Annotated in this window: 26 protein-coding genes; 18 read left to right on the top strand and 8 right to left on the bottom strand. The window is 54.8% G+C overall.

Going from position 1 to position 25,772, the window contains the following annotated elements:
- Positions 1–7 precede the first annotated feature (7 nt).
- The 5 genes from HMPREF1207_RS03990 to spoVM all read left to right on the top strand — a co-directional run bounded on the left by HMPREF1207_RS03990 (position 8) and on the right by spoVM (position 4,957).
- Positions 8–769 carry a Stp1/IreP family PP2C-type Ser/Thr phosphatase gene (locus HMPREF1207_RS03990; RefSeq protein ID WP_009672585.1) on the top strand — a complete coding sequence of 254 codons (762 nt, stop codon included), beginning with the start codon at positions 8–10 and terminating at the stop codon, positions 767–769.
- On the top strand, positions 766–2,913 hold the full coding sequence (pknB, locus tag HMPREF1207_RS03985; protein ID WP_009672631.1) for a Stk1 family PASTA domain-containing Ser/Thr kinase: 2,148 nt from the start codon (positions 766–768) through the stop codon (positions 2,911–2,913). Before HMPREF1207_RS03990 ends, pknB begins: the two co-directional genes overlap by 4 nt.
- A 39-nt stretch (positions 2,914–2,952) precedes the next feature.
- Positions 2,953–3,954 carry a ribosome small subunit-dependent GTPase A gene (gene rsgA / locus HMPREF1207_RS03980; protein WP_009672649.1) on the top strand — a complete coding sequence of 334 codons (1,002 nt, stop codon included), beginning with the start codon at positions 2,953–2,955 and terminating at the stop codon, positions 3,952–3,954.
- 1 nt (position 3,955) lies between these two features.
- A complete protein-coding gene (rpe, locus tag HMPREF1207_RS03975) occupies positions 3,956–4,618 on the top strand; it encodes a ribulose-phosphate 3-epimerase (protein ID WP_009672633.1) in 663 nt (220 codons plus the stop codon).
- Between the two features lie 258 nt (positions 4,619–4,876).
- Positions 4,877–4,957 carry a stage V sporulation protein SpoVM gene (gene spoVM / locus HMPREF1207_RS03970; RefSeq protein ID WP_036739476.1) on the top strand — a complete coding sequence of 27 codons (81 nt, stop codon included), beginning with the start codon at positions 4,877–4,879 and terminating at the stop codon, positions 4,955–4,957.
- An 81-nt stretch (positions 4,958–5,038) separates the two neighbouring features.
- Here spoVM and rpmB read toward each other — a convergent pair whose 3' ends face one another.
- Positions 5,039–5,227: a 50S ribosomal protein L28 gene (gene rpmB / locus HMPREF1207_RS03965; protein ID WP_009672666.1), complete on the bottom strand. Its 189-nt coding sequence runs from the start codon at positions 5,225–5,227 to the stop codon at positions 5,039–5,041.
- Between the two features lie 283 nt (positions 5,228–5,510).
- On the opposite strand from rpmB, the gene HMPREF1207_RS03960 reads away from it, so the two are divergent.
- The 5 genes from HMPREF1207_RS03960 to HMPREF1207_RS03940 all read left to right on the top strand — a co-directional run bounded on the left by HMPREF1207_RS03960 (position 5,511) and on the right by HMPREF1207_RS03940 (position 11,193).
- The gene (locus HMPREF1207_RS03960; protein ID WP_009672588.1) at positions 5,511–5,870 is read left to right on the top strand and encodes an Asp23/Gls24 family envelope stress response protein; all 360 of its coding nucleotides are present in this window, start codon (positions 5,511–5,513) and stop codon (positions 5,868–5,870) included.
- Positions 5,871–5,888: 18 nt separating this feature from the next.
- A complete protein-coding gene (locus tag HMPREF1207_RS03955) occupies positions 5,889–7,658 on the top strand; it encodes a DAK2 domain-containing protein (protein WP_009672595.1) in 1,770 nt (589 codons plus the stop codon).
- 15 nt (positions 7,659–7,673) lie between these two features.
- Positions 7,674–8,528: a DegV family protein gene (locus HMPREF1207_RS03950; protein WP_009672634.1), complete on the top strand. Its 855-nt coding sequence runs from the start codon at positions 7,674–7,676 to the stop codon at positions 8,526–8,528.
- Position 8,529: 1 nt separating this feature from the next.
- Positions 8,530–10,575: an ATP-dependent DNA helicase RecG gene (gene recG, locus HMPREF1207_RS03945; RefSeq protein ID WP_009672599.1), complete on the top strand. Its 2,046-nt coding sequence runs from the start codon at positions 8,530–8,532 to the stop codon at positions 10,573–10,575.
- 330 nt (positions 10,576–10,905) lie between these two features.
- Positions 10,906–11,193, top strand: a complete 288-nt coding sequence (locus HMPREF1207_RS03940; protein ID WP_009672620.1) for a stage VI sporulation protein F — start codon at positions 10,906–10,908, stop codon at positions 11,191–11,193.
- A 214-nt stretch (positions 11,194–11,407) separates the two neighbouring features.
- Here the strand turns inward: HMPREF1207_RS03940 and HMPREF1207_RS03935 are convergent, their stop codons facing one another.
- The 3 genes from HMPREF1207_RS03935 to HMPREF1207_RS03925 all read right to left on the bottom strand — a co-directional run bounded on the left by HMPREF1207_RS03935 (position 11,408) and on the right by HMPREF1207_RS03925 (position 13,515).
- Positions 11,408–11,767, bottom strand: coding sequence for a YolD-like family protein (locus HMPREF1207_RS03935; RefSeq protein ID WP_009672590.1), 360 nt, complete (start codon positions 11,765–11,767; stop codon positions 11,408–11,410).
- Positions 11,764–13,011, bottom strand: a complete 1,248-nt coding sequence (locus HMPREF1207_RS03930; protein ID WP_009672594.1) for a DNA polymerase IV — start codon at positions 13,009–13,011, stop codon at positions 11,764–11,766. Before HMPREF1207_RS03930 ends, HMPREF1207_RS03935 begins: the two co-directional genes overlap by 4 nt.
- A 99-nt stretch (positions 13,012–13,110) precedes the next feature.
- Positions 13,111–13,515, bottom strand: coding sequence for a hypothetical protein (locus tag HMPREF1207_RS03925; protein WP_009672602.1), 405 nt, complete (start codon positions 13,513–13,515; stop codon positions 13,111–13,113).
- Between the two features lie 210 nt (positions 13,516–13,725).
- Here HMPREF1207_RS03925 and HMPREF1207_RS03915 point away from each other — a divergent pair, with 210 nt between their 5' ends.
- A complete protein-coding gene (locus HMPREF1207_RS03915) occupies positions 13,726–15,270 on the top strand; it encodes an HD domain-containing phosphohydrolase (RefSeq protein WP_016423458.1) in 1,545 nt (514 codons plus the stop codon).
- Between the two features lie 579 nt (positions 15,271–15,849).
- Positions 15,850–16,560, top strand: a complete 711-nt coding sequence (locus HMPREF1207_RS03905) for an SOS response-associated peptidase (protein WP_009672592.1) — start codon at positions 15,850–15,852, stop codon at positions 16,558–16,560.
- 232 nt (positions 16,561–16,792) lie between these two features.
- Here HMPREF1207_RS03905 and HMPREF1207_RS03900 read toward each other — a convergent pair whose 3' ends face one another.
- Both HMPREF1207_RS03900 and HMPREF1207_RS03895 read right to left on the bottom strand, forming a co-directional pair.
- Positions 16,793–18,418, bottom strand: coding sequence for an MDR family MFS transporter (locus HMPREF1207_RS03900; protein ID WP_009673014.1), 1,626 nt, complete (start codon positions 18,416–18,418; stop codon positions 16,793–16,795).
- A gap of 18 nt (positions 18,419–18,436) precedes the next feature.
- On the bottom strand, positions 18,437–18,901 hold the full coding sequence (locus HMPREF1207_RS03895) for a MarR family winged helix-turn-helix transcriptional regulator (RefSeq protein WP_009673009.1): 465 nt from the start codon (positions 18,899–18,901) through the stop codon (positions 18,437–18,439).
- 197 nt (positions 18,902–19,098) lie between these two features.
- Here HMPREF1207_RS03895 and HMPREF1207_RS03890 point away from each other — a divergent pair, with 197 nt between their 5' ends.
- Positions 19,099–20,454, top strand: coding sequence for a sensor histidine kinase (locus HMPREF1207_RS03890; protein WP_009673017.1), 1,356 nt, complete (start codon positions 19,099–19,101; stop codon positions 20,452–20,454).
- A 50-nt stretch (positions 20,455–20,504) separates the two neighbouring features.
- Positions 20,505–20,813: a hypothetical protein gene (locus tag HMPREF1207_RS03885; RefSeq protein WP_009673019.1), complete on the top strand. Its 309-nt coding sequence runs from the start codon at positions 20,505–20,507 to the stop codon at positions 20,811–20,813.
- 152 nt (positions 20,814–20,965) lie between these two features.
- Here the strand turns inward: HMPREF1207_RS03885 and HMPREF1207_RS03880 are convergent, their stop codons facing one another.
- Positions 20,966–22,126 carry a cation:proton antiporter gene (locus HMPREF1207_RS03880; RefSeq protein ID WP_009673012.1) on the bottom strand — a complete coding sequence of 387 codons (1,161 nt, stop codon included), beginning with the start codon at positions 22,124–22,126 and terminating at the stop codon, positions 20,966–20,968.
- Positions 22,127–22,433: 307 nt separating this feature from the next.
- Here HMPREF1207_RS03880 and lepB point away from each other — a divergent pair, with 307 nt between their 5' ends.
- On the top strand, positions 22,434–22,967 hold the full coding sequence (lepB, locus tag HMPREF1207_RS03875) for a signal peptidase I (protein WP_036739796.1): 534 nt from the start codon (positions 22,434–22,436) through the stop codon (positions 22,965–22,967).
- Positions 22,968–23,033: 66 nt separating this feature from the next.
- Positions 23,034–23,591, top strand: coding sequence for a flavin reductase family protein (locus HMPREF1207_RS03870; RefSeq protein WP_009673010.1), 558 nt, complete (start codon positions 23,034–23,036; stop codon positions 23,589–23,591).
- Between the two features lie 103 nt (positions 23,592–23,694).
- On the opposite strand, the gene HMPREF1207_RS03865 is transcribed toward HMPREF1207_RS03870, so the two are convergent.
- A complete protein-coding gene (locus HMPREF1207_RS03865) occupies positions 23,695–24,171 on the bottom strand; it encodes a GNAT family N-acetyltransferase (RefSeq protein WP_231392006.1) in 477 nt (158 codons plus the stop codon).
- A 449-nt stretch (positions 24,172–24,620) separates the two neighbouring features.
- Between HMPREF1207_RS03865 and rsmD the strand changes: the two genes are divergently transcribed.
- Both rsmD and coaD read left to right on the top strand, forming a co-directional pair.
- A complete protein-coding gene (rsmD, locus tag HMPREF1207_RS03860) occupies positions 24,621–25,187 on the top strand; it encodes a 16S rRNA (guanine(966)-N(2))-methyltransferase RsmD (protein ID WP_036739794.1) in 567 nt (188 codons plus the stop codon).
- A 31-nt stretch (positions 25,188–25,218) separates the two neighbouring features.
- Complete coding sequence (coaD, locus tag HMPREF1207_RS03855) at positions 25,219–25,734, top strand: pantetheine-phosphate adenylyltransferase (protein ID WP_009673015.1); 516 nt, start codon at positions 25,219–25,221, stop codon at positions 25,732–25,734.
- Positions 25,735–25,772 lie beyond the last annotated feature (38 nt).

Raw genomic sequence — 25,772 nt, 5'->3', positions numbered from 1 at the left:
AATGCGGATGAAAATGGTGAGTGTGACAGATACCGGCCGAGTCCGGTCCGTAAATGAAGACAGAGCCGTTATTCAGCATGACGTCGGAGGGTATTCCCTGGCCATTGTGGCCGACGGAATGGGCGGTCATCAGGCGGGCGACGTCGCCAGTCAGATGACCATCGATATCATCCGGGAAGAACTCAAATCCCTGAGTTCCTCGATGACGGTCGAAGAGTGCAAGCTTGCCGTGAAGGAAGCGATCCGTTCGACCAACCGCAAGGTGTTCGAATATGCCTCCGCCAGGGAAGAGCTTCAGGGAATGGGCACGACCGTCGTCGTTCTCCTGGCATCCGGACAGCTGGCCGTCCTGGGGCATATCGGAGACAGCCGCGCCTATAAAATAAGCGGGCCCTCTATTCTCCGTTTGACGGAGGATCATTCTCTGGTGAACGAACTTTTGAAGAACGGCCAACTGACACCGGACGAAGCGGAGCGCCATCCGCGACGCAACGTACTTACCAGGGCGCTGGGGACGGAACCTGATGCGCAGCCAGACGTTCAGCATCTGAGCCTGGAGAGCGGAGATATTCTCCTTCTTTGCAGCGACGGATTGAGCGGAATGGTCGACGACCAGACGATCCTGTCGATCGTGCGCGGGGAATCCGAATTGGAAGCCATGGCTCAAAGCCTGCTTCAGGCTGCTCTGGATGCGGGCGGAGACGACAACATCACGATCATTCTTGCGTCGGGAGACTCAGGACCCGCTTCGGGAGGGGATCCCGCATGATTGGAACGAAGCTTGGTGGCCGCTACGAAATTCTGGAACGCATTGGCGGCGGAGGAATGGCTCTTGTCTACAAAGGGCTCGATATCCTGCTCCACCGCAAGGTGGCCGTCAAAATGCTCCGCCAGCAGTACGTGAACGACGAAGAGTTCATCCGCCGTTTCCGCCGGGAAGCCCAGGCGGCGGCTTCGCTTTCCCATCCTAACGTGGTCAGCATTTACGACGTGGGTCAGGAAGGCGATCTCCATTACATCGTGATGGAATATATCGAGGGGAAGACGCTGAACGAAATTATCAAAGAGCGGGCCCCGCTGCCTGTCGAGGAAGCCGTTCATTATGCGGCCCAAATCTGCGATGCTCTGGAGCATGCGCATCATAACGGAATTATTCATCGGGACATTAAACCTCATAATATTCTGATCGGAAAAAACGGTCGCGTCAAAGTGACGGATTTCGGAATCGCCCGCGCGGCTACTTCTTCTACGATCACACAGACGGGTTCCGTCGTCGGCTCGGTTCACTATTTCTCGCCGGAGCATGCGAAAGGAACCAATACGGGAGAAAAATCGGATCTGTATTCGCTTGGGATCGTGATGTATCAAATGCTGACGGGCGAGCTTCCGTTTCACGGCGAAAGCCCGATCAGTGTGGCTTTGAAACATCTGCAGGAAGACGCTGAGGATCCGAGGCGGATTAATCCGATGATTCCGCAAAGTCTGGAGAATATCATTCTCAAAGCGGTGCGCAAAAAGCCCGATGAGCGGTACCAATCCGCCCGCGCCATGATGGAGGATCTGGAAACCTGTCTGCAGCCCGAACGCCGCAACGAACCTAAAATAAGCTTTCATCACGACGATCATGACGATGACGAGAACACGCTCGTTCTCCCCGCCATCCGTCCTAATCAGCAGGTGCAAATATTCGATGACGAGGATGATGCGGAGGAATCGGAGGTCAAGGGCAAAACGGAGCCCGCCGCATCCAAATCGTCCCCGCCCCCGAAGAAAAAGAAAAAGACAGGCCTGTGGGTCACGATACTCGTCCTGATCGCTCTGCTGCTGGCCGGCGCTATTTATTACGTACAGGGGAAAGTAGTCGTTGCCGAGGTTCCGGTCCCTAACGTCAAAACAGATACGCTGCAGAAGGCCCAGGAAAAGCTGACCGCCGCCAAGCTCGGTTACGAAGTGGAAGAGGTCGCCGACCCGCAGCCCGCGGGAGTCGTTATCGACCAGAATCCGCAGGCCGGGATGAAAGCCAAAGAGCAGACGAAAGTCAAACTCAAGGTCAGCAAAGGGCCTGAATTAAAGAAAATGATTTCGGTGGTCAATCACAACGTGGATGACGCCAAGGCTCAACTGATCCAGGGGCTCGGTCTCAAGGAGGATCAGATCTCGATTACGTACCGGTACTCCGAAGACCAGGAAGCGAATACGGTTCTGGAGCAGACCCCGCGCGAAGGCGAAGAACTGAATCCGGCCGCGGCCGCAGTCAAGCTGATCGCAAGCAAAGGCAAAGAAACGATCAAGATGCCTGCACTTGTCGGCCTGTCGAAGGAAGAAGCCATCAGCCGGATTAGCGTCAGCAAGTTAAAGGTGGGAGCGGTCACCGAAGAGCCCAGCTATAAAGTCGCCAAAGGCAAAGTCATCAAGCAGTTCCCTTACGAGCCGGATAACGACGTTCCCGTCGGCCAGGCCATCGGCTTGATCGTAAGCTCCGGCATGCCGCAGGAAGCGGGACAGATGGTTGTCAACGTGCCGCTGGTTCCTTCGTCGGAAGGAAAGAAATCCACGTTCAAGGTGCTTGTGAGCGACGCCCAGGGCGACAACCGCGAATACCGGACCGAGACCATCTCCTCGCCGTCGGCAGTCGATGTTAAAGTGATCGTGGCACCGGACAAAAACGCCGTCATCACCGTCAAGGAAGACGACAAGGTCGTCAATGTGACGACGCGGACTTACCAGGATTTCTTGAACCAGCAGGCCGGCAGTCCCTCGCCTACACCGACTCCTCAGCAGACCGGAGGGCAGACTTCGATGCAGCAGAACGGAGGCTCCAAGCTTGTTTCCGGCGGCGGAGAAGAGAAGGGCAAAGGCAAGGAGAAAGACAAAGACAAAGACAAGGATAAAAACAAAGATAAAGATGACTAGAACCGACATCGGGATTCAAAAAGGAGGACGAGATCCGCAATGCCCCAAGGTTTGATCGTAAAAGCGCTCAGCGGGTACTACTATGTCCTACCGGAGGGAAGCCGGCTCGGCTCCGATTCTCTCGTGCAGTGCAGGGCCAGAGGCGTTTTCAAGAAAAGAGGGATTTCACCGCTGGTCGGAGACCGGATAAAGTACGAAGCGACGGAGAACGGCGAAGGAACGGTGACGGAGATCGACCCGCGGACATCCGAAATGATTCGCCCGCCCATCGCGAACGTGGACACGGCCATGCTCGTCTTCTCGGTTGTGGAGCCGGATCTGAACCTGCAACTGCTGGATAAGTTTCTCGTCCACATCGAGAATACGGGACTGCATGCGGCTATTTGCTTGACCAAAGCGGATCTGGTTGATCTTGCGGATGACTCTTCTGAAAAAAGTGCCGCTGAAAGTGCGGAAGAGGGCGAAGCTGTCCAACTAACGGCTTCATCCGCTTCCGCCGGCCTTGTCGCTCCGCCCATGCCCGGCTGGCTTACCGACGCGGTCGAGCTGTACCGCAAGATCGGTTACCCCGTCATGCTGACGAGCTCGCGGCAGGGTGAAGGCGTCGACCAGGTTGCGGAATACCTGGACGGCAAAATCAGCGTATTCGCCGGGCAGTCCGGGGTCGGCAAGTCGTCCATGCTGAATGCGATCGTAGCGGGTCTGGATCTTCAGACCAACGAGATCAGCCACCGGCTGGGCCGGGGAAAGCATACGACGCGGCATGTGGAATTGATTCCGCTCGCCAAGGGCGGATATGTCGCGGACACGCCGGGCTTCAGTCAGCTTGACTTTGTCGAACTGGAAGCCGAAGACCTCGGGTCCTGCTTCCGCGAATTCCAGTCTTATGCCGAAACGTGCAAGTTCCGGGGCTGCCTGCATCTTCACGAACCGGGCTGCAAAGTCCGCGACGCCGTGGAGCAGGGAGAAATCGCCGCAAGCCGTTACGAGCATTATTTGCAGTTTTTGCAAGAAATGAAAGAGAAAAAGAGGAGGTACTAAGATGCTGCGCATAGCTCCATCCATTCTGTCCGCCGACTTCGCCAAGCTTGGTGAAGAAATTCGCGAGGTTGAGAAAGCGGGCGCCGACTGGATACATGTCGACGTCATGGACGGTCACTTCGTGCCGAATATCACGCTGGGCCCTCCTATCGTATCCGCGATCCGGCCTCATACGTCGCTAACGCTCGATGTACACCTGATGATCGAGCAGCCCGAAAGATATATCGCAGACTTCGCCAAAGCGGGCGCAGATTTGATCTCCGTGCATGTGGAGACGTGTCCTCACCTTCACCGCACGCTTCATCAGATCAAGGAGCACGGGGTCAAGGCCGGAGTCGTCCTGAATCCCGCCACTCCTTTGTCCGCTATCGAACATGTGCTGGAAGACTATTTGGACCTGGTCCTCATCATGACCGTTAACCCGGGCTTCGGAGGGCAGTCCTTTATACCGGGCATGCTTTCCAAAATCCGCGACCTTCGCGGCAAGCTCCGGGAACGTGGACTGGATCACGTGGAGATCGAAGTGGACGGCGGAATCAACGAAAAGACCGCACCGCTGGTCGCTGAGGCAGGCGCTACCATGGCGGTTGCCGGCAATGCGGTGTTCGGCCGGCCCGACCGCGCGGAAGCGATCCGCCTGATCCGCGAATCCGCGGGAAATTAAAGCCCGCCGCATTTGTCCGGCGGCCGCTGCAGAACGGACGTGTCATAAATCCCCCGGCGGGGGCATACACTTGGTTACGAGAATTTAAGCATTCTTGTAACCTTTTTTTTATGGGATAAAAGGATGCCAGGATGCCCACGCAGCAGGGGAGTGAAAGCCGCGTATTCGTTTTCGGGGGCAAGCACATTTTCGGGCATGTGCGAATATACTGGAATCGATGAGAGCGGTTTGCCGGCAATCATGAAGGAGGGGTAGAGGATGAAATTCTACACAGTCAAGCTGCCGAAATTTTTGGGCGGTTTTGTCAAGGCCGTACTGAACACGTTCAGCAAAAATTAATAGCTGCAGCCGTTGCGCCTGTTAAAAGGCACGAAAAAAAGCACCCGTTACGGTGCTTTTTGTCTTTCGCTACAGCGATCGTTATACGCGTTCCACTTTGCCGGATTTCAGGGCACGGGTGCTGACGTAAACGCGCTTCGGTTTGCCGTCCACCAGGATGCGTACTTTTTGTACGTTAACGCCCCATGTACGCTTGTTTTTGTTGTTCGCGTGGGAAACATGGTTTCCGGATTTCGGGGATTTGCCAGTAATATAGCATTTGCGAGACATGAATGACACCTCCTTATAAGTATACGAAACTGCCAGCATGGCAAGCCTAAACCTAACACACAGCAAGGCAGCTTTTGTTAGCATGTGGCTCGTCGGCCTGTTTAAGTTCAGGGCATCGGTTTGCTTCGTTCTACCGCATTCAATAAACACACTTAAATATAATAGCACAGCGAAAAAGAGATAGTCAACGAATAGGCGCCATTTTTGTCATTTATTTATTCCATAGGTTATAGTACAATGAGGATTAGTCCTATTGACCCTTTTTGAAGGAGTTGGTATTTTCATGCCAATCGAGGTAAGCAACGAATTAGGTAAAATTCATGTAACCGATGAAGTGATCGCCGTACTTGCGGGTTCCGCCGCATTGGATTGTTACGGTCTGGTCGGTATGGCTTCGCGCAAACAATTAAAAGATGGCATTGCAGAATTGCTCGGACGGGATAATCTGGGACGGGGTGTGGAAGTACGCCGCGAACAGGACCGCGTAGAGATTGATCTATACATTATTGTAAGTTACGGAACCAAAATATCCGTGGTGGCGCACAACGTCCAGACCAAAGTGAAGTATGTATTAAATGAAGTAGTGGGTCTGCATGTAGATGAAGTTCACATATTCGTTCAAGGGGTTAGGGTATCCCGGTAATCAGGAAGGAGAATACCATTGAGTAAGCGCTTTAACACAATAAATGGAAATGATTTTATGCAGATGGTGTTTGCTGGAGCTGACAACCTTCGCAGAAATGTGGACAGGGTGAACGGTTTGAACGTTTTCCCGGTCCCTGACGGAGATACCGGAACGAATATGAACCTGACGCTTACGTCGGGCGTAGAGGAACTGAAACGCAAGCCATCCGCACATATCGGTAAAGCGGCGGAAGCTTTGTCCAAGGGATTGCTGATGGGTGCGCGGGGCAACTCAGGCGTGATTCTGTCTCAGCTTTTCCGAGGCTTCGCCAAGTATACGCATGATATGGAAGCGGTCGATGTGCAGCAGTTTGCCGCGGCTCTGCAGCAGGGCGTGGACACCGCGTATAAAGCGGTCGTCAAGCCCGTGGAAGGCACCGTACTGACCGTTTCCAAGGAGGCGGCGAAGCATGCCGTCGCCTCGGCAAGACGCTGTGCGGACGTCACGGAGCTCGTGGAAGAGGTGCTGAAGCAGGCGAGCGAAACCTTGTCCAAAACGCCGGACATGCTTCCTGTCCTCAAACAGGTAGGTGTAGTCGACGCGGGCGGACAGGGCCTGGTCTGCATTTACGAAGGATTCGTTTCCGCACTGAACGGCGAGCAGCAGGAGGATACGTCCTCCTTTATCGTTGCGGATGCGCCCGTACTGGGACAGACCGCCAAGGACAAGGACATTGCAACGCTCCAGCTCGCTCCCGAGGCCCATCACATGGACCGCACGGGTCCCGCACAGCTTCATATGTCTACGGATGACATCGAATTCGGCTACTGTACCGAGTTTTTGCTGAAGGTCGTTCCCGGCAAGACGAAAGGCCTCGAATTCAACGAAATTAATTTCCGCAGCCAACTGGGCAAGCATGGGGATTCGCTGCTTGTCGTGGCGGACGATGAGCTTGTCAAAGTTCATATTCATGCGGAATATCCCGGACAAGTCATGAATCTGGCCATGGAATACGGAGATCTGACCCGGATCAAAATCGAGAACATGCGCGATCAGCATTCGCATATCCTGGAAGAAGCGGCTGAGGTTTACGAGCGTGCCGCCGAAGAGGAAGCGCAGCGCTCGGTGGTGCCGGCCGCCAAAGAACTCAAGCCGTACGGATTCGTGGCCGTGGCTCTGGGCCAGGGCATTACGGAGATTTTCACAAGCGTAGGCGTGGATGTCGTTTTGTCCGGCGGACAGACGATGAACCCGAGCACGGAAGACGTTGTGAAGGCGATTGAGCAGATCGATGCGGAAACCGTGTTTATTCTGCCCAATAACTCCAATATCATCATGGCCGCGAAGCAGGCGCAGGATCTTGTGGAAGACAAGCGGATTATCGTCATCCCGACGAAGTCGATTCCGCAGGGCTTGGCCTCCATTCTGGCATTCCAAGAAAAAGCAGGCGCCGACGTCAACGAACAAACCATGAATGAAGCGATTCGAGGCGTTCGTTCCGGTCAGGTTACCTTTGCGGTTCGCGATACGTCCATCGACGGCATCGAAATCAAAGAGGGCCATTTTATCGGCATTGAGGACGGCAAAATCGTCGTATCCGAACCGGAGCTTGTCGAAGCGAGCCGGAAGCTTCTGGATCATATGATCCGCGAAGCCGAGATCGTGACGATCCTGACGGGCGAGGATGCCGGCGACGAGCAGACGGAGCAGCTTACCGCTTATATCGAAGCCCAGTATCCGAATGTGGAGATCGAGCTTCATCCGGGCGGACAGCCGCTGTACGCCTATATATTTTCCGTAGAGTAAGAGAGGGGTTTGCATATGAGCCGTGTTCGTATTGTAACGGACAGCACGTCGGATATTCCGAAAGCTACCCGTGAAAAACTCGGTATTGAAATGGTTCCGCTCAAAATCCACCTCGACGGAGAAACTTATCTGGATGCGGTTACCCTGGATGCGGAGCAGTTTTATCATAAGCTGGTCGCCGCTCACAGCATGCCGACAACCTCTCAGCCTTCGCCCGCGGAGTTTCTTGCGCTCTATGAGAAACTGCTGGCCGAAGATCCCGAGGTCACAATTTTGTCCATCCATCTGTCGTCTGCCATGAGCGGAACGTACCAATCCGCCCTGCTGGCCAAGTCGATGCTGGACGAGGAAGACCGCGTACAAGTGATTGATTCCAAAACGGCGTGTTACGGAATCGGCGCCCTTGTCGTGGCCGCCGCAGAAGCGGCCCGGGAAGGCAAAAGCCTGGAAGAATGCGTGGAGATCGTGCGGAAAATCCGCGAATCGTTCGTCATCTACTTCCTCGTCGACACGCTCGAATATTTGCAAAAAGGGGGCAGAATCGGCAAAGCGTCCGCTTTGATCGGTTCCTTGCTCAACATTAAGCCGATTCTGTCCGTAGATCCCGAGGGAGAAATCGCTTCGGTGGATAAAGTGCGCGGGCAGAAGAAGGCGATGGCCCGGATCATCGAAATGATGCGACGGGACATTCCCGGCGGGGACATTCACATCAGCGTGGCACACGCGAACAACACGGAAGCGGCGGAAGAGCTGTACCGCCTTATCGAGCAGAACTTTACGATCAAGAGCATGCAGTATATCACCATAGGTCCGGTTATCGGAACCCATGCGGGACCGGGAACCGTAGCTGCATTCGTGAGTCCGGCCTGACATGGAACTTAACGAAATTCCGGTTACGGAAGTCCGCGGAATCGGCGGACAGAAGGCCGAAGAACTGCAGGCTCTTGGCATTACCCGTGTTGCTCATCTGCTCGAGTACTACCCGTTCCGCTACGAAGATTATTCCATCCGCGATTTGACCCAGGTCAAAGACGGAGAGAAAATTACCGTGCAGGGCAAGATCATGTCCGAGCCTGTCCTGCAAAGATACGGCCGCAAAAACAGGCTTAGCTGCAAAGTGGTCATTGACCACTTTTTTGTTACCGCCGTCTGGTTTAACCGGCCGTTCCTGAAAGACCAGCTTGCTCCCGGGCGTGAAATTGTCCTGACGGGCAAGTGGGACCAGCGCCGTCATCAGATGACGGTTTCGGATTCCGAATTTCCCGATAGGGGAACTTCCAAGACCGGCACTTTGCAGCCGGTCTATTCCGTTGGAGGCTCCCTTACTCAGCATTTTATGCGCAAGGCGACGGCTCAGGCTCTTACTCAGTACAGCGCCATGGTAAGCGAGATCGTGCCGGCGGAACTGCTGCGCAAATACCGCTTGCTGCCCCGCAGAAGAGCCATGGAGATCATTCACCGCCCCCAGGGAACGGAGGACGGGAACGAGGCCCGGCGCCGGATGGTGTATGAGGAGCTGTTCCTGTTTCAGCTCAAAATGCACGCCTTCCGGGCCATCACGCGTAACCGCGCCGACGGGCTCGCGCAGCAGGTGGATCTCCCGAAGGTGCGCGCCTTCGTGCGCGGCCTGCCGTTCACGCTGACGCCCTCGCAGAAGAAGGTCATCGCGGAGATCCTGCAGGACATGCAGGAGCCTTACACGATGAACCGCCTGCTTCAGGGCGATGTCGGAGCGGGCAAGACGGTCGTCGCCGCGGCGGCGCTCTACGCGACGGTAACGGCCGGCTGCCAGGGCGCTCTGATGGTGCCGACGGAGATCCTTGCCGAACAGCATAACCGCTCGCTGACGGCCATGTTCGAGCCCTACGGGCTGCAGGTCGCCCTGCTCACCGGAAGCACGACCGCCCGCCAGCGGCGGGAGCTTCTCGCGTCCCTGCAAATGGGCATGCTCGACATTCTGGTCGGCACGCATGCCCTCATCCAGGAAGACGTCTTCTTCCGCAAACTGGGGCTTGTCGTCACCGACGAGCAGCACCGGTTCGGGGTAAACCAGCGCAGCATTCTGCGGCGCAAAGGGATGAACCCCGACGTGCTTACGATGACGGCGACGCCGATTCCCCGGACGCTGGCGATTACCGCGTTCGGCGATCTTGACGTCTCGACGCTCCGGGAGCTTCCGAAGGGGCGCAAACCGATCAAAACGTATTGGGTGCGTCACGAGATGTTCGACCGGGTGCTCGGCTTTATCCGCCGGGAAGCGGATGCGGGCCGCCAGGCTTACGTGATCTGCCCGCTGATCGAGGAGTCGGAGAAGCTGGACGTGCAGAACGCGATAGACGTACACGTCCAGCTTCAGCAGGCATTCCCCGATCTAAAGGTCGGGCTGCTGCACGGGCGGATGGCCGCGGCCGAGAAGGACGAGATCATGCACCGGTTCAAGGACGGCGAAATCCACACGCTCGTATCCACCACGGTCATCGAGGTCGGTGTGGACGTGCCGAATGCGACACTCATGGTCGTATACGACGCGGACCGGTTCGGCTTGTCGCAGCTGCATCAGCTGCGGGGCCGGGTCGGACGCGGGGAGCACCAGTCGTTCTGCGTCCTGATCGCCGATCCGAAAACCGAAGTCGGCAAGGAGCGGATGCAGGCGATGACGGATACGACGGACGGCTTCGAAATCGCCCGGCGGGATCTGGAGCTTCGCGGGCCCGGAGATTTCTTCGGCACGAAGCAGAGCGGCCTGCCCGACTTCCGGATCGCCGACATGATGGTCGACTTCGAAACGATGGAGCTGGCCCGTGACGATGCGGCCGAGCTTGTAGCGCGGCCGGAGTTTTGGACGGCGGCGGAGTATATTCCGCTTCGTGACTTTCTCCAGCGAGAGCTTATTTTTGACGGGGATATTATGGACTGATAAACGGCTTAGATAGACAGAAACCGACCGGCAGCTGCCGATCGGTTTTTTTTGTGCCGCGTGATGCTTCCGGCGCATCGGGGTCTGACGTCGTCACATGTGGTTGACCACTGTTCCTGCCGTAGTCGAATCGCTTCTTTGCTGCGTGAGGCGGCCCGTGTTTGGTGACCGGGGTCGGAAATTCCGGTGAGTCGTCTTTCTGAATGAGACTTAGACGAGAGTGCGATCCCGCGGGGTACGGGCCGTAAGCTTTTCCACCCATAAAATCTAGGCACATCCGGGCCGCTGCCGACATATGTTAGCAGGGATGGATAACGGGGAGGTGTTCAAGTGAGCTATCAGCAATATGGTATCGATCCGGCTCTGGTCGAACGCGTGAAATGGAAAATGAAAAACCCGGAAATTAAAGAACGCGTTAAACGACTGCTGGAAGGGGTCACGAAGTACGATCTGCAAAACCGTCAGAAAGTCGCCGCTTTCGTCGCCCAGTTTTCCAAAGTGCTGGGCGAACCGCTTACCCAGGCCCAGTCGTCGTCTCTGATCGATTTTGTCATCGCCCAAAAAATCGACCCCAACAACACGTTCCATTTATTAAAGCTGTGGGGAATGTTCCGTTAAAAAAAGCAGGCCGCTCCTGCAGAGGAGTAGACACGGAAGGTTCCGTTATTTTTCGTGCCCATCTACAAAAAAACCGCCTATTCTTCGATAAAGAAGAGAGACGGTTTTTTTACTTTTTCATTTGTTGCCGCAGATTTGTCCGAAAAGCCTTGCTTTAATCCTAGTATTCTGAGCAGTTATTCCAGATTTTACTTTGTCCCCGGAAACCGGGCTTTTAATCGCTGATTTTGAGAATATCGTCAAAAGCGAGCCGGCGCACATTTCCCGGCGCTTCAAGATGGATTTCCTGTTTCAGAGGGTCGATGCGCCGGACGATCCCGGTTATTTCCTCGTCCTCGAAAGGGCCGTATACCGTCAGGGTAAGCACCCGCCCTGTTGTCTTCGCCCGGGCCAGAAGACTGCCTATGCGCTGGCGCTCTTCGTCTTCCAGCGACGGGTGAGCCCGGCGGTTCAGTTCCCGCTGGTGGCGCAGGTAGGCTTCCTTGTGTTCGGGCAGCATCATGCGGGACGATTCATACAGGCCGTTTCCCTGAAGTTTCTTGCCTGTCTTGGAACCGGCCGAAGAAGATTTCACTTGTAATGCCCTCCGATCTTATGGGATCTGTCTTTGGCCTGGCCGGCCGGAGTGGCGGAAACCGCACGCATAATGGCGGTGCTTCCGAACCGCTGCCGGATCGTATCGGTTGCCCGCTCCAGAGCGATTTTGCGCTCCTCGTCTCCGAACATCAGCAGCTGGTACTGATCATCGGGCACGAGGTCTCCCAGCGTGACTCCGACCTTGCGTACGGGGAGGCCGTCCCAATGCTTGCGGAACAGCAGCTGGGCCGTTTCGTAGACCGTATCGGTGAGCTGCGTCGGGTCCGGCAGCTTCATCTGGCGGTAAAAACCGCTCGGATGGTCGTAATCCGCGCCCTGACAGCCGACGGAGACCACCTGGCCCTGACAGCCTTTGGCCCGGCAGCGCTGGCATACCAGCTCGGAGAGCTCGAGCAGCACGACTTTGATTTCTTCGGCCGTGGCATAGTCGCGGGGCAGCGTCATCTGATGGCCGACGGCCTTCTGTCCCTCGTGAGTCTGAGGGGTTACCGGAGAAGGATCGATGCCGTTAGCTACCCGCCAGATGACTTCCCCGTTGATTCCCCAGCGGGCGCGCAGACGGGCCAGCTGGGTTCCGGCCAAGTCGCCGACGGTAAGGATGCCCATGCGGTTAAGATGCCGGGTCATCCGGGAGCCGATCAGATACGTTTTGCTGACGGGCAGCTCCCAGAGATTGGCGATTTCGCTTTTGGGCAGCTCGTAGATGCCCTCCCGGTTTTTCTTAGCGAAATTGTCGCAGGCCATTTTAGCGAGCACTTTATTTTCGCTGATGCCGATCCGCGTCCATATACCGGTTTCCTGCAGCACCTTTTGCTGGATATCTCTGGCGATTTCCACGGGCGTGCCGAAGAGATGCAGGCTCCCCGTCACATCAAGGTACTGTTCATCAATGCTGAACGGCTCCACGAGATCGGTGTACGTTTGAAGAATGGCCGTAATCTGCATGGAGACTTTAATGTACTCTTCCATGCGAGGACGGATGACTACGGACTCGGGACATTTCCGGAGGGCCTCGCCCAGCCTTTCGGCCGTGGTGACGCCGTGCGCTTTAGCGAGGGGGCAGGCGGCCAGAATAATGCCGGAACGGCGGGCGGGATCGCCCGCTACGACGACAGGCTTATCGCGGTATTGGGGATGGGCGGCTTTTTCCACGGATGCGTAAAAAGACTGGCAGTCCGCCAGCATGATTACGCGCTTGCCTTGCTCGGGGAAGGCGGTCATCGGTAAACACCTGCCATTTTGTCGGAATGAGAAAATGAATTTGAACAAAGGGAACTTATGTTCTCGTCTATCATTAACCATACACGAACGTTTATTCGGTTAACAACCGGTAATGTTTGCCTGCCCGGTGTTTTCGGTGTCCGGCCCGGCGGCAGGATCCAGGTACACCTCCAGTGCGGTAACGACTTCGGCGCGGATCAGTCGCCACAGCAAAGAAAACCGGTGGTGATACCCGCGGCATATGTAAGCGACGTTCAACCCATCTGTCGTGCGCCTTTCCTCGTAAATCCGGATGCCCCGCCGGCGGAACTGCTTGCGCAAAAAAGCCATGTCGGCCGTGACGCGATCTTGGATCAGGCGAAGATGGCCGATCAGCGGCTCTGGAAGTTTGCCGGAGCTTTCCAGCAGCGAAATGTTTTTTTCCAGTACGTCTAACAGAACCGGAAGCAGCACATACCGCTTAACGAGCATCGAATCGTCACGGGTTTGCAAAGGCGGCTGCATGATGTCTCACTCCTTGGATATGGAAACGTATGTTCTTATGTAGTATATTCAGAATACCGAACATATATTCGATTTTCAAGAAGAGAATTATTTGGAATTTTTGAGTGAAATTCGCCAGTTTAGCGATCCTTTTGCGTGCATCCGTAATAAAAGAGCTCATGTACAATAAAAAGAGAGTAACATGCCATTGATTGGGAGAGGGGACGCATTTTGCGAACATATACATACCGGCGGCTTCTGTTGGCTCTGCTCCGCAATTACTTGATCGGCTCCGCCATTGCGGTGCTGGGAGTAGGCAGCGTTCTGATCTATTCCGCACTGCGGGCGACGAGTCGCGAAATGTCCGTCATGCTGGTTATCTTAGGCGTTTCGCTCCTTGTGATGATAGGGGCCGAGCTGACCGTATTTGCCCGTCAGATGAGGCCGGTCCGTGCGGTTTTTCTCAAACATAGTCCCGCTCTCGACGAAATAAAGGAAGCTTATATACGCCTTCACCAGCTTCCGGTGCTGGCGGTCAAACGAATTTTCGGACCGCACTTGTTCGGAATGGTTCTGCCTGCCGTCGTGCTGGCCGTGGGCGCGATCCGTATGAGCCTGCTGGAGATCAGTTATTTTGACCTGACGCTCGCCGTGCTCGGCGCTTTGCTTGTGGCGTGCATGCATGCGATGATCGAATTTTTTCTGACCGCCTATTCCATCCGTCCGGCGCTCCGGCATTCGCACGATCTTGCTCTGCGGCTGCACGGCGCGGAGGTGTCTCTGGACGGCAGAGTGTTGTTTTCGATCCGGAAAAAGTTCCAGTGGAGCGCGTTTCTGATCGGTACCTTCCCGCTTTTCCTGTATTATTTGACCGTTCAGCTTCGTCTGGTCCGGGAGGATACGTCTTTGCTGATGGATTACTGGAACTGGGATGCCATGATTATCCTAATGGGCATTCTGTTCGCTTCGCTCGGCGCCTGGCTGCTTTCCCGGGATATCGAGCATCCCATCGGACAGATCCATAAAGTCATGGGAGAAGTCCGGGCCGGAAATCTGGCTATTCATGCGCCGGATCTTTATCCCGATGAGTTTTCGCGCCTGGTGGCGGGCTTTAACCACATGGTGGAAGGACTCCGGGAGCGGGACCGGATCAACCACGAACTGATTTCGGGCTATTTTGCCGCGCTGGCCGCCGCGCTGGATGCCAGAGACGCTTACACGGCTGGACACTCCGAAAGGGTCGCGGGCTATTCCGTCCGGATCGGCAGTCTGGCCGGGTTTTCCGAACACGACCTGGAGGAACTGCGCAAAACGGCGCTGCTGCATGACATCGGCAAAATCGGAATCAGCGACACGGTGCTGTTAAAAGAGGGGAGGCTCACGGACGACGAGTTTGCCCAAATTCAGATGCACCCCGCGCTGGGAGAACGAATCCTGCGGCAGATCGAGCCGCAGAGCTTGATGGCTCCGTTCCTGCCGGGAGTCCGTTCCCATCATGAACGATTTGACGGCCGGGGCTATCCGGACGGTCTCAAGGGCCTGGATATTCCGCTTTTCGGCCGGGTAATTGCCATTGCCGACGCTTATGACGCGATGACCTCGGACCGCCCCTACCGCAAAGGCATGTCCGCGGAGAAGGCGCTGTCCATTTTGAAAGAAGGAAGGGGCACGCAGTGGGACCCCCACTTCGCCACCTTGTTTATCGGCTGGCTGGAAGAAGAAGGCGGGCTGGATAAATCCGCCGGAGCCGAAAGAACGCGCGAACATGCCGGCTGACTTACCGGAAGGCGGAAATCCACTTTTTACAGTCATCTCACAGATAAATACGACCTTTTGGAAAAAATCGTGAACCGGCATGCCTGTTCGTTCAAACAAGAAATTGCCCTGCGTTTGAGTCTATGCAACAGCGCAATGCCGCTGAAGTCATTGAAATGATTATAGATCAGGCAGCAGCCGATAAAACGGAGCTTGCGACCCTGTTAAACGTCCATGTGCCTTTGGCGGATTTGCGTGCGCAGTTTGAGGGGATTTTATACGACCCCTGTTTTTCTTATCTGGACAAAGAACCGGCCGTGCGAACGTTCCGAGCGACTATCTGGCCCGGCTGTACGCGGCGAATGCGATGGTGCTTATACAGTGGACTTTACAAAACGGTAAAGACGCGGGTACGGTTGATCTGGCTCATAAATGCAGCAGCCTATTTTTGATCGTATTCATAAATGAGCATGTGGGGAAGGCTGCCGGGAGCAGGGGACACCCAGAACTTGGTCCCTCGAAGGCTTCGTTTTTATTTGAATTCAACCCGCCGTTGTATTAGGCTGTACATAACCTTGTGTGAATAAGGAGGAAATGTCCATGTGCGGACGGTATACGATCACGGTAACGGTAGAGGAGCTTATGGCCCGCTTCGGCCTTTTCGATGCGCCGGGCATTCCTTATCATAGACCGAAATATAACGTAGCTCCCGGTCAGATGGTGCTTGCCGTCGTGAACGACGGCCGGAATAACCGGATCGGCGAGCTGAAGTGGGGATTGATTCCGGAGTGGGCCAAGGAAGAAAGCGTCGGCGCCAAAATGCTGAACGCCCGCGCGGAAACGGCGGCGGACAAACCCGCTTACCGCATCCCGCTGCGCCGCAAGCGGTGCCTTATTCCGGCTGACGGTTTTTACGAATGGAAGCGGGAGGGGGGGCTTAAGCAGCCGATGCGAATCCGGCTGAAAGACGGCGGGTTGTTTGCGATGGCCGGTCTCTACGACACCTGGCTTTCGCCCGACGGCCGGCGCGTCAGCACCTGCACTGTGCTGACGACGGCGCCGAACCCGCTCGTGGCGGATATTCACGACCGGATGCCGGTTATTTTGCGGCGGGAGGACGAGGCTTTCTGGCTGGACCGGCAGGTTCAGGATCCCGCCGATCTGCTGTCCTTGCTCTGGGCCTATCCAGCCGCAGAGATGGAGGCGTACCCGGTTTCGCAGCTGGTCGGGAACGTGCGCAATGACAGTCCGCAACTGATCGAGCCGATCGTGCCGCCGGACAGCCCCGTACAGGAAGGGTGGCTGCTGTAAGAAGCGGCCCGGGCAGGCCGGAAGAGCCGGTGCGGCAGCAGCGAAGCGGGGTCGCCGGTTCTGTCTGTTGCCCTGTGCAATCAGGCAGGTGTGAATTAGCCTGACCTGAAATGAACTGATCTGATCTAACTGAACTGGCCCGCCCGGGTTTAAAAAGCGCTTAGCAGCCCCGTCCGTTAAACACCAAAAAAACCGGGATCCTCATGTGAAGGATCCCGGTTTTTTTGGTGTTTTACTCCGCGGCGGGTTCGGCTTTGCCTGCCGGATCCGTTTTTTTTCGCTCGGTCAGTTTGATTTTCGGTACGGCAACCGTCAGCACGGCTCCCAGTACGATGAAAATCAGTGCGAACAAGTAGACGGAGTGCAGAGAAGAGACGAGCGAATTTTTCAGAATCGGAGCAATGGTCTTCAAGAACTCCGCGGGCATCTCCTTCATGGCTTCCGGGCTGAACAGGAACGTATACAGCCCTTGCGGATTCGTATGAATCATTTCCGTAAATTTGGTCGTCAGTTCTTTGGCCTGCTCGGGCAGCTTTTGCAGCACGGGGACAAGCGTATCCGTCAACTGGCTGGTCGATTTATGATTCATAATCGCCCCGAGGATGGTCATCCCGAACGTTCCGCCGATGGAACGGAAGAACTGGCTTGACGATGTGACGACCCCTAGTTCCGATTTCGGGAACGATTCCTGGAGAACGAGTGTTAGGATCGGCATCACAAGCCCCATGCCAAGTCCGATTATGAGCATAATCAAAGTAGCGGTAAGTTTCGTCGTATCGATGCTCATCGTCGTCAGCAGAAGGAATCCCGCCGCCATCACGATCATGCCGATGCTGATCTGGACTTTCGGCCCGATTTTGTAGACGATCTGCCCGCCGATGATACTGGCAATGATCATGGTAACCATCATCGGGGTCATAATGGTGCCGGACGCCGAGGCGCTGACACCGACAACCCCCTGCATGAAGAGCGGCACGAAAATAATGGCGCCGAACATGCCGATGCTCATCAGGAAGCCGATGCCGTTGAGCACGGTGAACGTACGGTTTTTAAACAATCGCACCGGAAGGATCGCTTCCTCCGTACGGGATTCGATAATAATGAAAGCGGTGATGGCGATAACGGCCAGAACGAACAGGCTGATAATCTGCCAGGACAGCCAAGGGTACTCGCTGCCCCCGAAGCTGAGACCGAGCAGGAGACTGACGACCCCGACAATCATGGTGAACATGCCGGCTACGTCGAACTTGACGGGCCCTTGTGTTTTGTGCTTGCTGAGGCCCATGGCGATAAAGATAACGGCGATAATCCCGACGGGCAGATTGATGTAGAACACCCATCTCCAGTTGAGTCCGTCCACGATCCAGCCGCCGATTTGCGGGCCGATCACGGAAGCGAGCCCGTAGAGGCCGCCGAAAACGCCCTGCCATTTGGCGCGCTCCTTGCCCGTGAACAAGTCCCCGATAATAATCATCGCCATCGGCATCATAATACCGCCGCCGATACCTTGGATGCCGCGGTACACGATAAGCTGGGCCATGCTGTCCGTCGTTCCGCAAAGCGCCGAGCTCACCATGAATATGATAAGTCCTGTCACATAAACGACGCGGCGGCCCAGCAGGTCGGCCAGTTTACCGGCAATCGGCACAACCGCGGTGGAAGTCAGCATGTAGGCGGTAGTCAGCCATGTCATATAACCGAGACCGCCGAGTTCTCCGACGATCCGCGGCATAGCCGTGCCTACGATCGTTCCTTCCAGGGCTCCGAAAAGCATGGCGATAATCAGACCCGCTATCAGCATGCCCCGGTGTTTGGTCATTTCTTGCCCGTCTTGCTTCAGTTTAAGTGGTTCTCCCATTGTTTAAACTCCGTTTCTCTATGATTTGCAGCATTTTCCGTTTGTGTCATCTTCATTTCCGGCGATATTTTGTAGCTTCTCGGAAATTTTCATCAGCGACTCCAGCTCGTCCTGGTCGAGCCGAGAATAATACTGTTTGATAACTTCGAAAGATTTAAGCTTCGCTTCTTTAAGAACGCTCTGTCCGTGTTCCGTAAGGGATACCATGACGACACGGCGGTCGTTCTCATCGTGATGCCGGACGACAAGCTTGTTCTGTTCCATCCGGTCGATCATGACGGTAATGGCGCTGGGTTTCACTTCCATCATTTCGGCCAACTTGGTGATTTTACCCGGCCCTGTCTCCGAGATCCAGTTCAGCACGTGAAATTGCGGGCCGGTCAGCCCCATTTCTTTAAAATGAGACATCTGAGGCCCGATCCGTCGGTAAAAGGACATCGTGGCCCGCAAAATCCGGGCTACGTAATCTTCGTTATCAAGCACGGAAGATAGTCTCCTCCTTTCAAATTCGAAAAATTATTTTCACTAGTTATTATTTAAACTATATAAATATTAAGTTGTGTATATAAAAAAGTCAATCCTTCTGTTTACAAAAAACGGAGCGCTCTGCCGGAAAAGAAGCAAAACGCTATCCCGATGTGCTACAATGAAAAAAGCAGGTATAGTTGCGGAGGGTATAGATGAGAACGACGATAAACCAACACAGAAAACCGGTATGGATCGGCTCCCTGCTGGGCCTGCTGACTGCCTGCATCCTAATCGGACAAGCGTACGCTTTTCTCTGGACGGAGCAGCAGAAGGCAAACAGCCGGAACCATCTGTTCTGGGATTCGTATTTAAATGCCATGTATGGCGTCGATAAAAATTGGTCTTCCGTAATTAAACAGTTAAAAGAAGATTCAGACCCGCAGCGCTTGGCCGGAGAAGCCGGTCTTCGCCTGTACAATGCCGATCAGAAGCTGCTCTTCGACGCGGCTGCATCGTCTTCTTCCGATAAGGAAGACCCTGCAGCCGGCCGCATTGACCTGCGAACCGTTAAGGACGGCAACCGGACTCTGGGTTATTATAGCTTGCCCGCCGCGCCATTCCATCATCCGGAGCCGCCGTTTTGGGCCGCCGTTCTGGCGGGCTCCCTGCTCGTCGGAGCTGCAGCCGGCCTCTATCTGAAACGGGGGGACAACCGGCTTCAAGCGGTGCTCGACCGTATCCTTTTCCGTCTTGCGGTTCTTGCGAGAGAAGACGGATCGGAGCCCTCCTTCAGGCGGGGCAAAGAAAACGGCGGCACGGACATAAACGCCAGGACGGCGGAAGCCGATGCCCTGCTTACGGGCATCGAGGACAAGCTGAGGCAGATGGAAACCGTGCGGCCGCGCATGGTCGCCGATCTGACCCAGGAGCTCAGGCGTCCGCTTACGGTGCTCCGCTCCAGCCTGGAGCAGGCGCAGATCGAAGAGAAGAGACTGACGACCGATAAGGCGGCGGCACTCTTCGAAGAAGTCAGCCGCATGTCGGCGCTCGTGAACGACATGCAGCAGCTCATGCTCGCCGAATCCGGCCACCTGGAGCTGGAACGGCAGTGGTTCTCGCTGCGGGCGAGCCTCGATCCGCTGATCGCCCGCCTGGAGACGGAAGCGCGCGCCTCCGGCATCGAGCTGCGCTACTCGCCGTCCAGGGAGGTCAGCCTTTACGGCGATCGCCACAAGCTGGAGCAGGCGTTCGGCCATCTGCTCGGGAATGCCGTACGGCTGGCTCGTTCGTCGGCCTCCGTATCGGTCACCGTCAACGATCTGGAAGTGACCGTCACCGTCCGAGACGACGGAGCCGGCCTTACACACGACGAGATTCCGCATCTGTTCGAGCGCTTTTACCGGACCGCTTATCCGTCAGCCGCCGCGGCTTCCGAACCGGGGCTGGGCTTCGGGATGGCTCTGGTCAAACAGTATGTGGAGGCCCACAACGGAAGTGTCCGGGTTACAAGCGAAGCGGGTCAGGGAACGTCTTTTACCGTCCGTCTGCCTATATTTACCGGAACTTAACCGGATAGAATAAGGGCTGCGGGCATACCTTCAAATGAGGAGGGACGAAGATGAGTTACCTTAAACTGCTGCAAATTTATGAAAATGACGGTATGACGCCTAAACGCGCCACCTCATTCCGATACGATCAAATGCTCGGAACCATCCTGCAAGAAATGAAACCCACGGAAGTGGGAAGTTCCATGGTACTCTGCCGGGTGGACGATTTCCGGTCTTTCCAGACAACCCGGGTTCAAGCCATCGACCGGGACGGAGCGGAGTTCCGGGTGCTCACCCGGAACACGATCTACCACTTCGAGGTCGTGGAAAGCCGGAACGTTTCCCCGGCTTCACGCCGCGCGTTATGCGAGACTTCGTGAAGCTTGCACCGCGCGCCGGAAGCCTTGCACGCATGCGGGTGCCCGGTCATGCGACGCTGCACCGCGTAAGCGGAAGCTTGCGCGCGGTGTGCAAAAACGCCTCTCAGCCGATTCTAACGGGCTGAGAGGCGTTTTTTTGTGTCAGGCGCAAATTACTCGGCGGTATTCCGTGCCGCGGCAGGGGCGCTCTTTTCGCTGAAAAAGAGCTTCATCATCGGCGGGGTGACGATAGTTGTCACGAGAACGACCACGACAATGACCGCGAACATTTCTTCGGAAAGCAGTCCGGACTCCTGACCGATGGCGGCAATAATCAAGGCGACTTCGCCGCGGGATACCATGGCTGCACCGATGGCTAGAGAACTGCGCCACTTGAATCCGGCAAGTCTGGCGCCGATGGCGGAACCGGCCAGCTTCGTCGCGATGGCAAGAAGACTGAGGATCACGATAAGCCCGATCGAAGAGGAGATTCCCTGAAATTGCACGGTAATTCCGATGGACGTGAAGAAAACGGGAACGAAGATGGAGTAGCTGATCGTCTCCACTTTTTCGAACACTTCGTGCTTGTAATTCGTCAGGCTGATGGCGACTCCGGCGATATAAGCGCCGATAATGGCCGCAACTCCGGCATATTCCGCAAAATAGGCGTAACCGAAGCAGATGATAAGAGCGGCGGAGAGTACCGTCTCCGTGACACGAAGGGGAGCGAATTTTTTCAAGATCCAAGGGACCGCCTTCCAGGCGAAAAGAAGAGCGGCCGCGAAGAAAACGACTTTTTTCACGACAATCAGGCCTAAATTAACGTCTCCGCCCGCCATGCTCATCAGAAAAGCGAGCGCGATGATGACCAGCACATCGTCGATGACAGCCGCTCCGAGGATGGTCGTTCCTTCTCTGGACTTCAGCTTGCCCATCTCCTTGAGCGCCTGGACCGAGATGCTGACGCTGGTCGCGGACAGGAGAAGGCCGAGAAACGAAGCTTCCAGCGGAGATTGATTCAGCAGGATGCCGGCGAGATAACCGAGGCCGAACGGGACGATAATGCCGGCGATTCCGACGTAACCAGAGGCTTTGCCCGTACGTTTAAACTCCTCCGTATCGGTTTCGAGGCCCGCGATGAACATCAGCAGAATGACCCCGATTTGACTGATTTCCTGCAGCACATCCGTATTCGACACAAGTCCGAGAAGATTAGGTCCCAGCACAATCCCGATAAGAAGCTTTCCGAGAACCGAAGGCTGACCCAGCCGGACACTGATATCCCCGGCCAGTTTCGACGCGAGCAAAATAATAGCCAGTTGAAAAATTAGCACGTACCGCCTCACACTCCTTGCTTTCTTATTGTAGTCCCGGAATCCGTAAAAGCATGCAAAAAGAGCCCGTTACCAAAACCCGCTATGTAGACATAGCAAGGCCTTGGTGACAGGCTCCTCCGGGAACTGCAATTTTAAGTTGCTACAATTATACACCAGGAGGGCGGGTGAAAGCAATGGAAACAGGTGGGGATAGACAGACGAAGTACCGGTGCGCCGTTTTTCGCAAGATGCCTAAGAGCGTGGTATAATTTAGGGAATAAGGTTTAGAAAGGAAGATGTCTTAGTGAAAATTTTCAAGGAAGCGATGGGTTGGGCCGGGTCTATCGGCGTTTCGTTTGTCCTCGTCCTGTTTATCGGTATTTTCGTTTTCCAGCCCTACAAAGTTGACGGGCATTCCATGGAGCCCACGCTTCAGGACGAGGAGCGCATTTATATCTCCAAACTGGTGCATACCCTTGCTCAGGAACCGGCATACGGGGACATTGTCGTCATCGACAGCCGGGTGGACCGTCCGCGTACGTTTAAGGACAGCTTTATGGAACAGCCGGTCATTCAGCTGATTACAGGAAGCGCGAATGAGAGAACCTTTTACGTCAAAAGAGTGATCGGCAAAGCGGGGGACGTTCTGGAGTTCAAAGATCATCAGGTGTACCGGAACGGTCAAGTGCTCGAGGAGCCGTACATAAAAGAAACGATGGAGTTCGTTTCCGATCATAAGTGGACGGTGCCGGAAGGCCATGTTTTCGTGATGGGAGATAACCGCAACCACAGCGATGACAGCCGGAAGATCGGGTTTATCCCGCTCGATCATGTGATGGGTGTCAAAAAACTGCCTTAACTGTTTGCGGAAGCATCGGAAAAGGTCCGCTTGCGAATGGCGGCTGAGACCGGAAAGGGGGTTATTATGAGAACACCTACGGACGATCAGGCATGGTACAGTTATCCGGGGATGGTTGCCGTCGTGACTTCACGCCATGGAGGCCGGCAAAATGTGATGGCTTCCGGCTGGCACACGTACATAGGTTCCTCTCCCGGCATATACGGGATTTCTTTAAGGAAAGAGACCCATACCTACTCTCTAATTGAAAAAAGCGGCGTGTTCGGGGTTCATTTTCTTCCGGGTTCCCGGTCGGAGCTCATACAGGCGGTAGGAACGTTCAGCGGAAGAGACATGGACAAGTACAAGGAGTTCGGCATTGCTTATGACGACGGACTTGCGGCTGATATTCCTGTTTTGAGGGATGCGTACTATGCCTACGAGTGCAGAGTCATGGAGATCCGGACTTACGGGGACCACGAATGGATCGCCGGAGAAATTCTCCAGCGGTACAAGGACGAGGAATTGTTTTTGGACAATGGCCTGCCTGATTTGGGCAAACTTCAAATTCCCTTGTATATGGGAAGGTCTACCTATCGTATCGTGCAGGAGAACACGAAAGAAGCGCAGCATCTGTTCGGATAGACCCGTTCGTGCATAAGAGAAAAACAAACCGCCCCGTTTAGCGAGGCGGTTTTGTTCGGTTTGCGGTTGTTGCAGGAGCTACCCCCGTCGTCCGGGAAAATACTTAACTGACCGTCTTTTGAAAAAAGCTGATGTAAAAATCCGGTGCGACTTCCAGGTCGCGTTCATGCTTGTAGCCGTTTTTCAAATACAAATTTTTCGCCGGAACGTTGTCCTTTCCCGTTGCTACTTTGAATAGGGGGACGTGACCCATGTCGGACTCCAGCGTGTTTAAAAGCTGCTGGGCGATGCCCTTCTTGAAATGATCCGGGTGGACGACCATCCGGCAAATCGTGACCGTTTTCTCCTCAACCGTACAGGAAACGGCTCCCGCGAGCTGATTGTCAAGGAAATAACCTCTAAACTCTTCGCCGCATGTCAGAAATTCTTCGAAAGTCTCTTTTAACGGCGGAATCTCATAGAAATCGATAAGTTTAGCTTCAATCAAGTAAGAGGCCCGCTGTAATTCATACAGACTGCGTACGAGCTCCGTGTCTTGAAAATCTAGGGTTGTAATAAAGCCTTCGTTCAAAATAGTCACCTCATGGGATCGTTTGGATTAGTCTCTATCATACGGAGCGGGGATTTTAAATTAAAGAGGAACGTTTCATTATAACCAATCTTTCCGTCCAAACCAAAAGAGACCCCGTTTTGCAACTAAGTTCTTGCTCATTTAACCCTCCGAACGGGGTTTGGAACACGATCGCGAGAGCGGCGGCAACAGCTATCAGGAAATAAAAATCGGCCCCCGTATCACTACGAGGGCCTTTCATGGGAGAGGAGAAACCGGACGAAGAGCTTATGGGGAAACGTAAGTCTTCTCCGCGGTTGTCTACGACACTTTTGATGTCGATAATTCAATCATATCCGAAAAAAAGACAGGCTATACACGGACAGGAAATTTTTTTCAAAGCCTTTTTGTGCAACGAACAAAGATTGTGGTACGATAACAGAAAACCGACAAGAACATTACAATGGGGAATTCAGCGTATGAGAGTGATTTCTGGAAGTGCCCGGGGCCGTTCTTTAAAGGCCGTACCCGGGATGAGCACGCGTCCGACGACCGATAAGGTCAAGGAGGCGATCTTTTCGATGATCGGGCCTTACTTTGACGGGGGTACGGGACTGGATCTGTTCGCCGGAACCGGCGGCCTCGGGATAGAGGCTTTGAGCCGGGGGCTGGACACGTGCATATTTATCGACCTGGAGAAAAAAAGTCTGGATACCGTGCGCCACAATCTGGAGGTTACCGGATTGACGGATCGTGCGGAAATATACCGCAATGATGCGGGACGGGCACTGAAAGCTCTGGAGAAACGGGGTAAGCAGTTCGGGCTTGTTTTCCTGGACCCGCCTTACCGGTTTAAAATTACCGGAGAACTTATGCAAAAGATGAAGGGATTGGGACTGCTCGAGCAGGGGGCGACGATCGTGGTGGAACATGACGCCGCGGATAAGCTTCCTGAGGTTTTCGAGGGTTTTGTCATGCAGCGGCGTGCCGATTACGGGGATACGGCTGTGACCTTGTACACCTTTGAAGACACCGGGCTGAACTGAAACCGAACATGAAGAAGGAGCTGACACAGCTGTGCATCAGGAAAAACCACGATTGAAAATAGCGGTTTATCCGGGAAGCTTCGATCCCGTGACGAACGGCCATTTGGACATTATCCGCCGGGCGGCGAAAGTTTTTGATAAATTAATCGTAGCCGTCCTGAATAACACGTCGAAAAATCCTTTGTTTTCATTGGAAGAACGGATTGAGCTTCTGACGAAAGTAACGAGGGACATTCCGAACGTCGAGGTGGACGGGTTCCGGGATCTTCTGATCAACTACATGGAGTCCAAAGATGTACATATTATTGTCCGGGGACTTCGGGCGGTCTCCGATTTCGAATACGAGCTGCAGTTGTCGACGATGAACAACAAATTAAATGAAGAAGTCGAAACGTTCTTTATGACCTCTTCGCCGCAGTATTCTTTCCTCAGCTCCAGCATCGTAAAAGAAATTGCCCGTTTCCACGGTCCGGTTTCCCATTTCGTTCCCCGGGAAGTGGAAGAAGAGCTGAAATTGAAATTTGCCGCAAACACACGGCAACCGTAGGTCCAGGAAGGCTGCCGGGCGCAGGCTTCCTCCTTCTT

This window comes from Paenibacillus sp. HGH0039 (assembly GCF_000411255.1).
Lineage (GTDB): Bacteria > Bacillota > Bacilli > Paenibacillales > NBRC-103111 > Paenibacillus_F.
This window is presented reverse-complemented; position numbering and strand designations above follow the sequence as displayed.

Bases quoted from the DNA above. Each gene is read 5' to 3' on its own strand.
- HMPREF1207_RS03870 (WP_009673010.1), top strand. From the start codon at position 23,034: ATGAGAACACCTACGGACGATCAGGCATGGTACAGTTATCCGGGGATG.
- HMPREF1207_RS03900 (WP_009673014.1), bottom strand. From the start codon at position 18,418: ATGGGAGAACCACTTAAACTGAAGCAAGACGGGCAAGAAATGACCAAA.
- HMPREF1207_RS03905 (WP_009672592.1), top strand. From the start codon at position 15,850: ATGTGCGGACGGTATACGATCACGGTAACGGTAGAGGAGCTTATGGCC.
- spoVM (WP_036739476.1), top strand. From the start codon at position 4,877: ATGAAATTCTACACAGTCAAGCTGCCGAAATTTTTGGGCGGTTTTGTC.
- HMPREF1207_RS03990 (WP_009672585.1), top strand. From the start codon at position 8: ATGAAAATGGTGAGTGTGACAGATACCGGCCGAGTCCGGTCCGTAAAT.
- HMPREF1207_RS03950 (WP_009672634.1), top strand. From the start codon at position 7,674: ATGAGCCGTGTTCGTATTGTAACGGACAGCACGTCGGATATTCCGAAA.
- HMPREF1207_RS03885 (WP_009673019.1), top strand. From the start codon at position 20,505: ATGAGTTACCTTAAACTGCTGCAAATTTATGAAAATGACGGTATGACG.
- lepB (WP_036739796.1), top strand. From the start codon at position 22,434: ATGGGTTGGGCCGGGTCTATCGGCGTTTCGTTTGTCCTCGTCCTGTTT.
- HMPREF1207_RS03960 (WP_009672588.1), top strand. From the start codon at position 5,511: ATGCCAATCGAGGTAAGCAACGAATTAGGTAAAATTCATGTAACCGAT.
- rsgA (WP_009672649.1), top strand. From the start codon at position 2,953: ATGCCCCAAGGTTTGATCGTAAAAGCGCTCAGCGGGTACTACTATGTC.
- rsmD (WP_036739794.1), top strand. From the start codon at position 24,621: ATGAGAGTGATTTCTGGAAGTGCCCGGGGCCGTTCTTTAAAGGCCGTA.
- recG (WP_009672599.1), top strand. From the start codon at position 8,530: ATGGAACTTAACGAAATTCCGGTTACGGAAGTCCGCGGAATCGGCGGA.
- pknB (WP_009672631.1), top strand. From the start codon at position 766: ATGATTGGAACGAAGCTTGGTGGCCGCTACGAAATTCTGGAACGCATT.
- rpmB (WP_009672666.1), bottom strand. From the start codon at position 5,227: ATGTCTCGCAAATGCTATATTACTGGCAAATCCCCGAAATCCGGAAAC.
- HMPREF1207_RS03925 (WP_009672602.1), bottom strand. From the start codon at position 13,515: ATGCAGCCGCCTTTGCAAACCCGTGACGATTCGATGCTCGTTAAGCGG.
- rpe (WP_009672633.1), top strand. From the start codon at position 3,956: ATGCTGCGCATAGCTCCATCCATTCTGTCCGCCGACTTCGCCAAGCTT.
- HMPREF1207_RS03890 (WP_009673017.1), top strand. From the start codon at position 19,099: ATGAGAACGACGATAAACCAACACAGAAAACCGGTATGGATCGGCTCC.
- HMPREF1207_RS03930 (WP_009672594.1), bottom strand. From the start codon at position 13,011: ATGACCGCCTTCCCCGAGCAAGGCAAGCGCGTAATCATGCTGGCGGAC.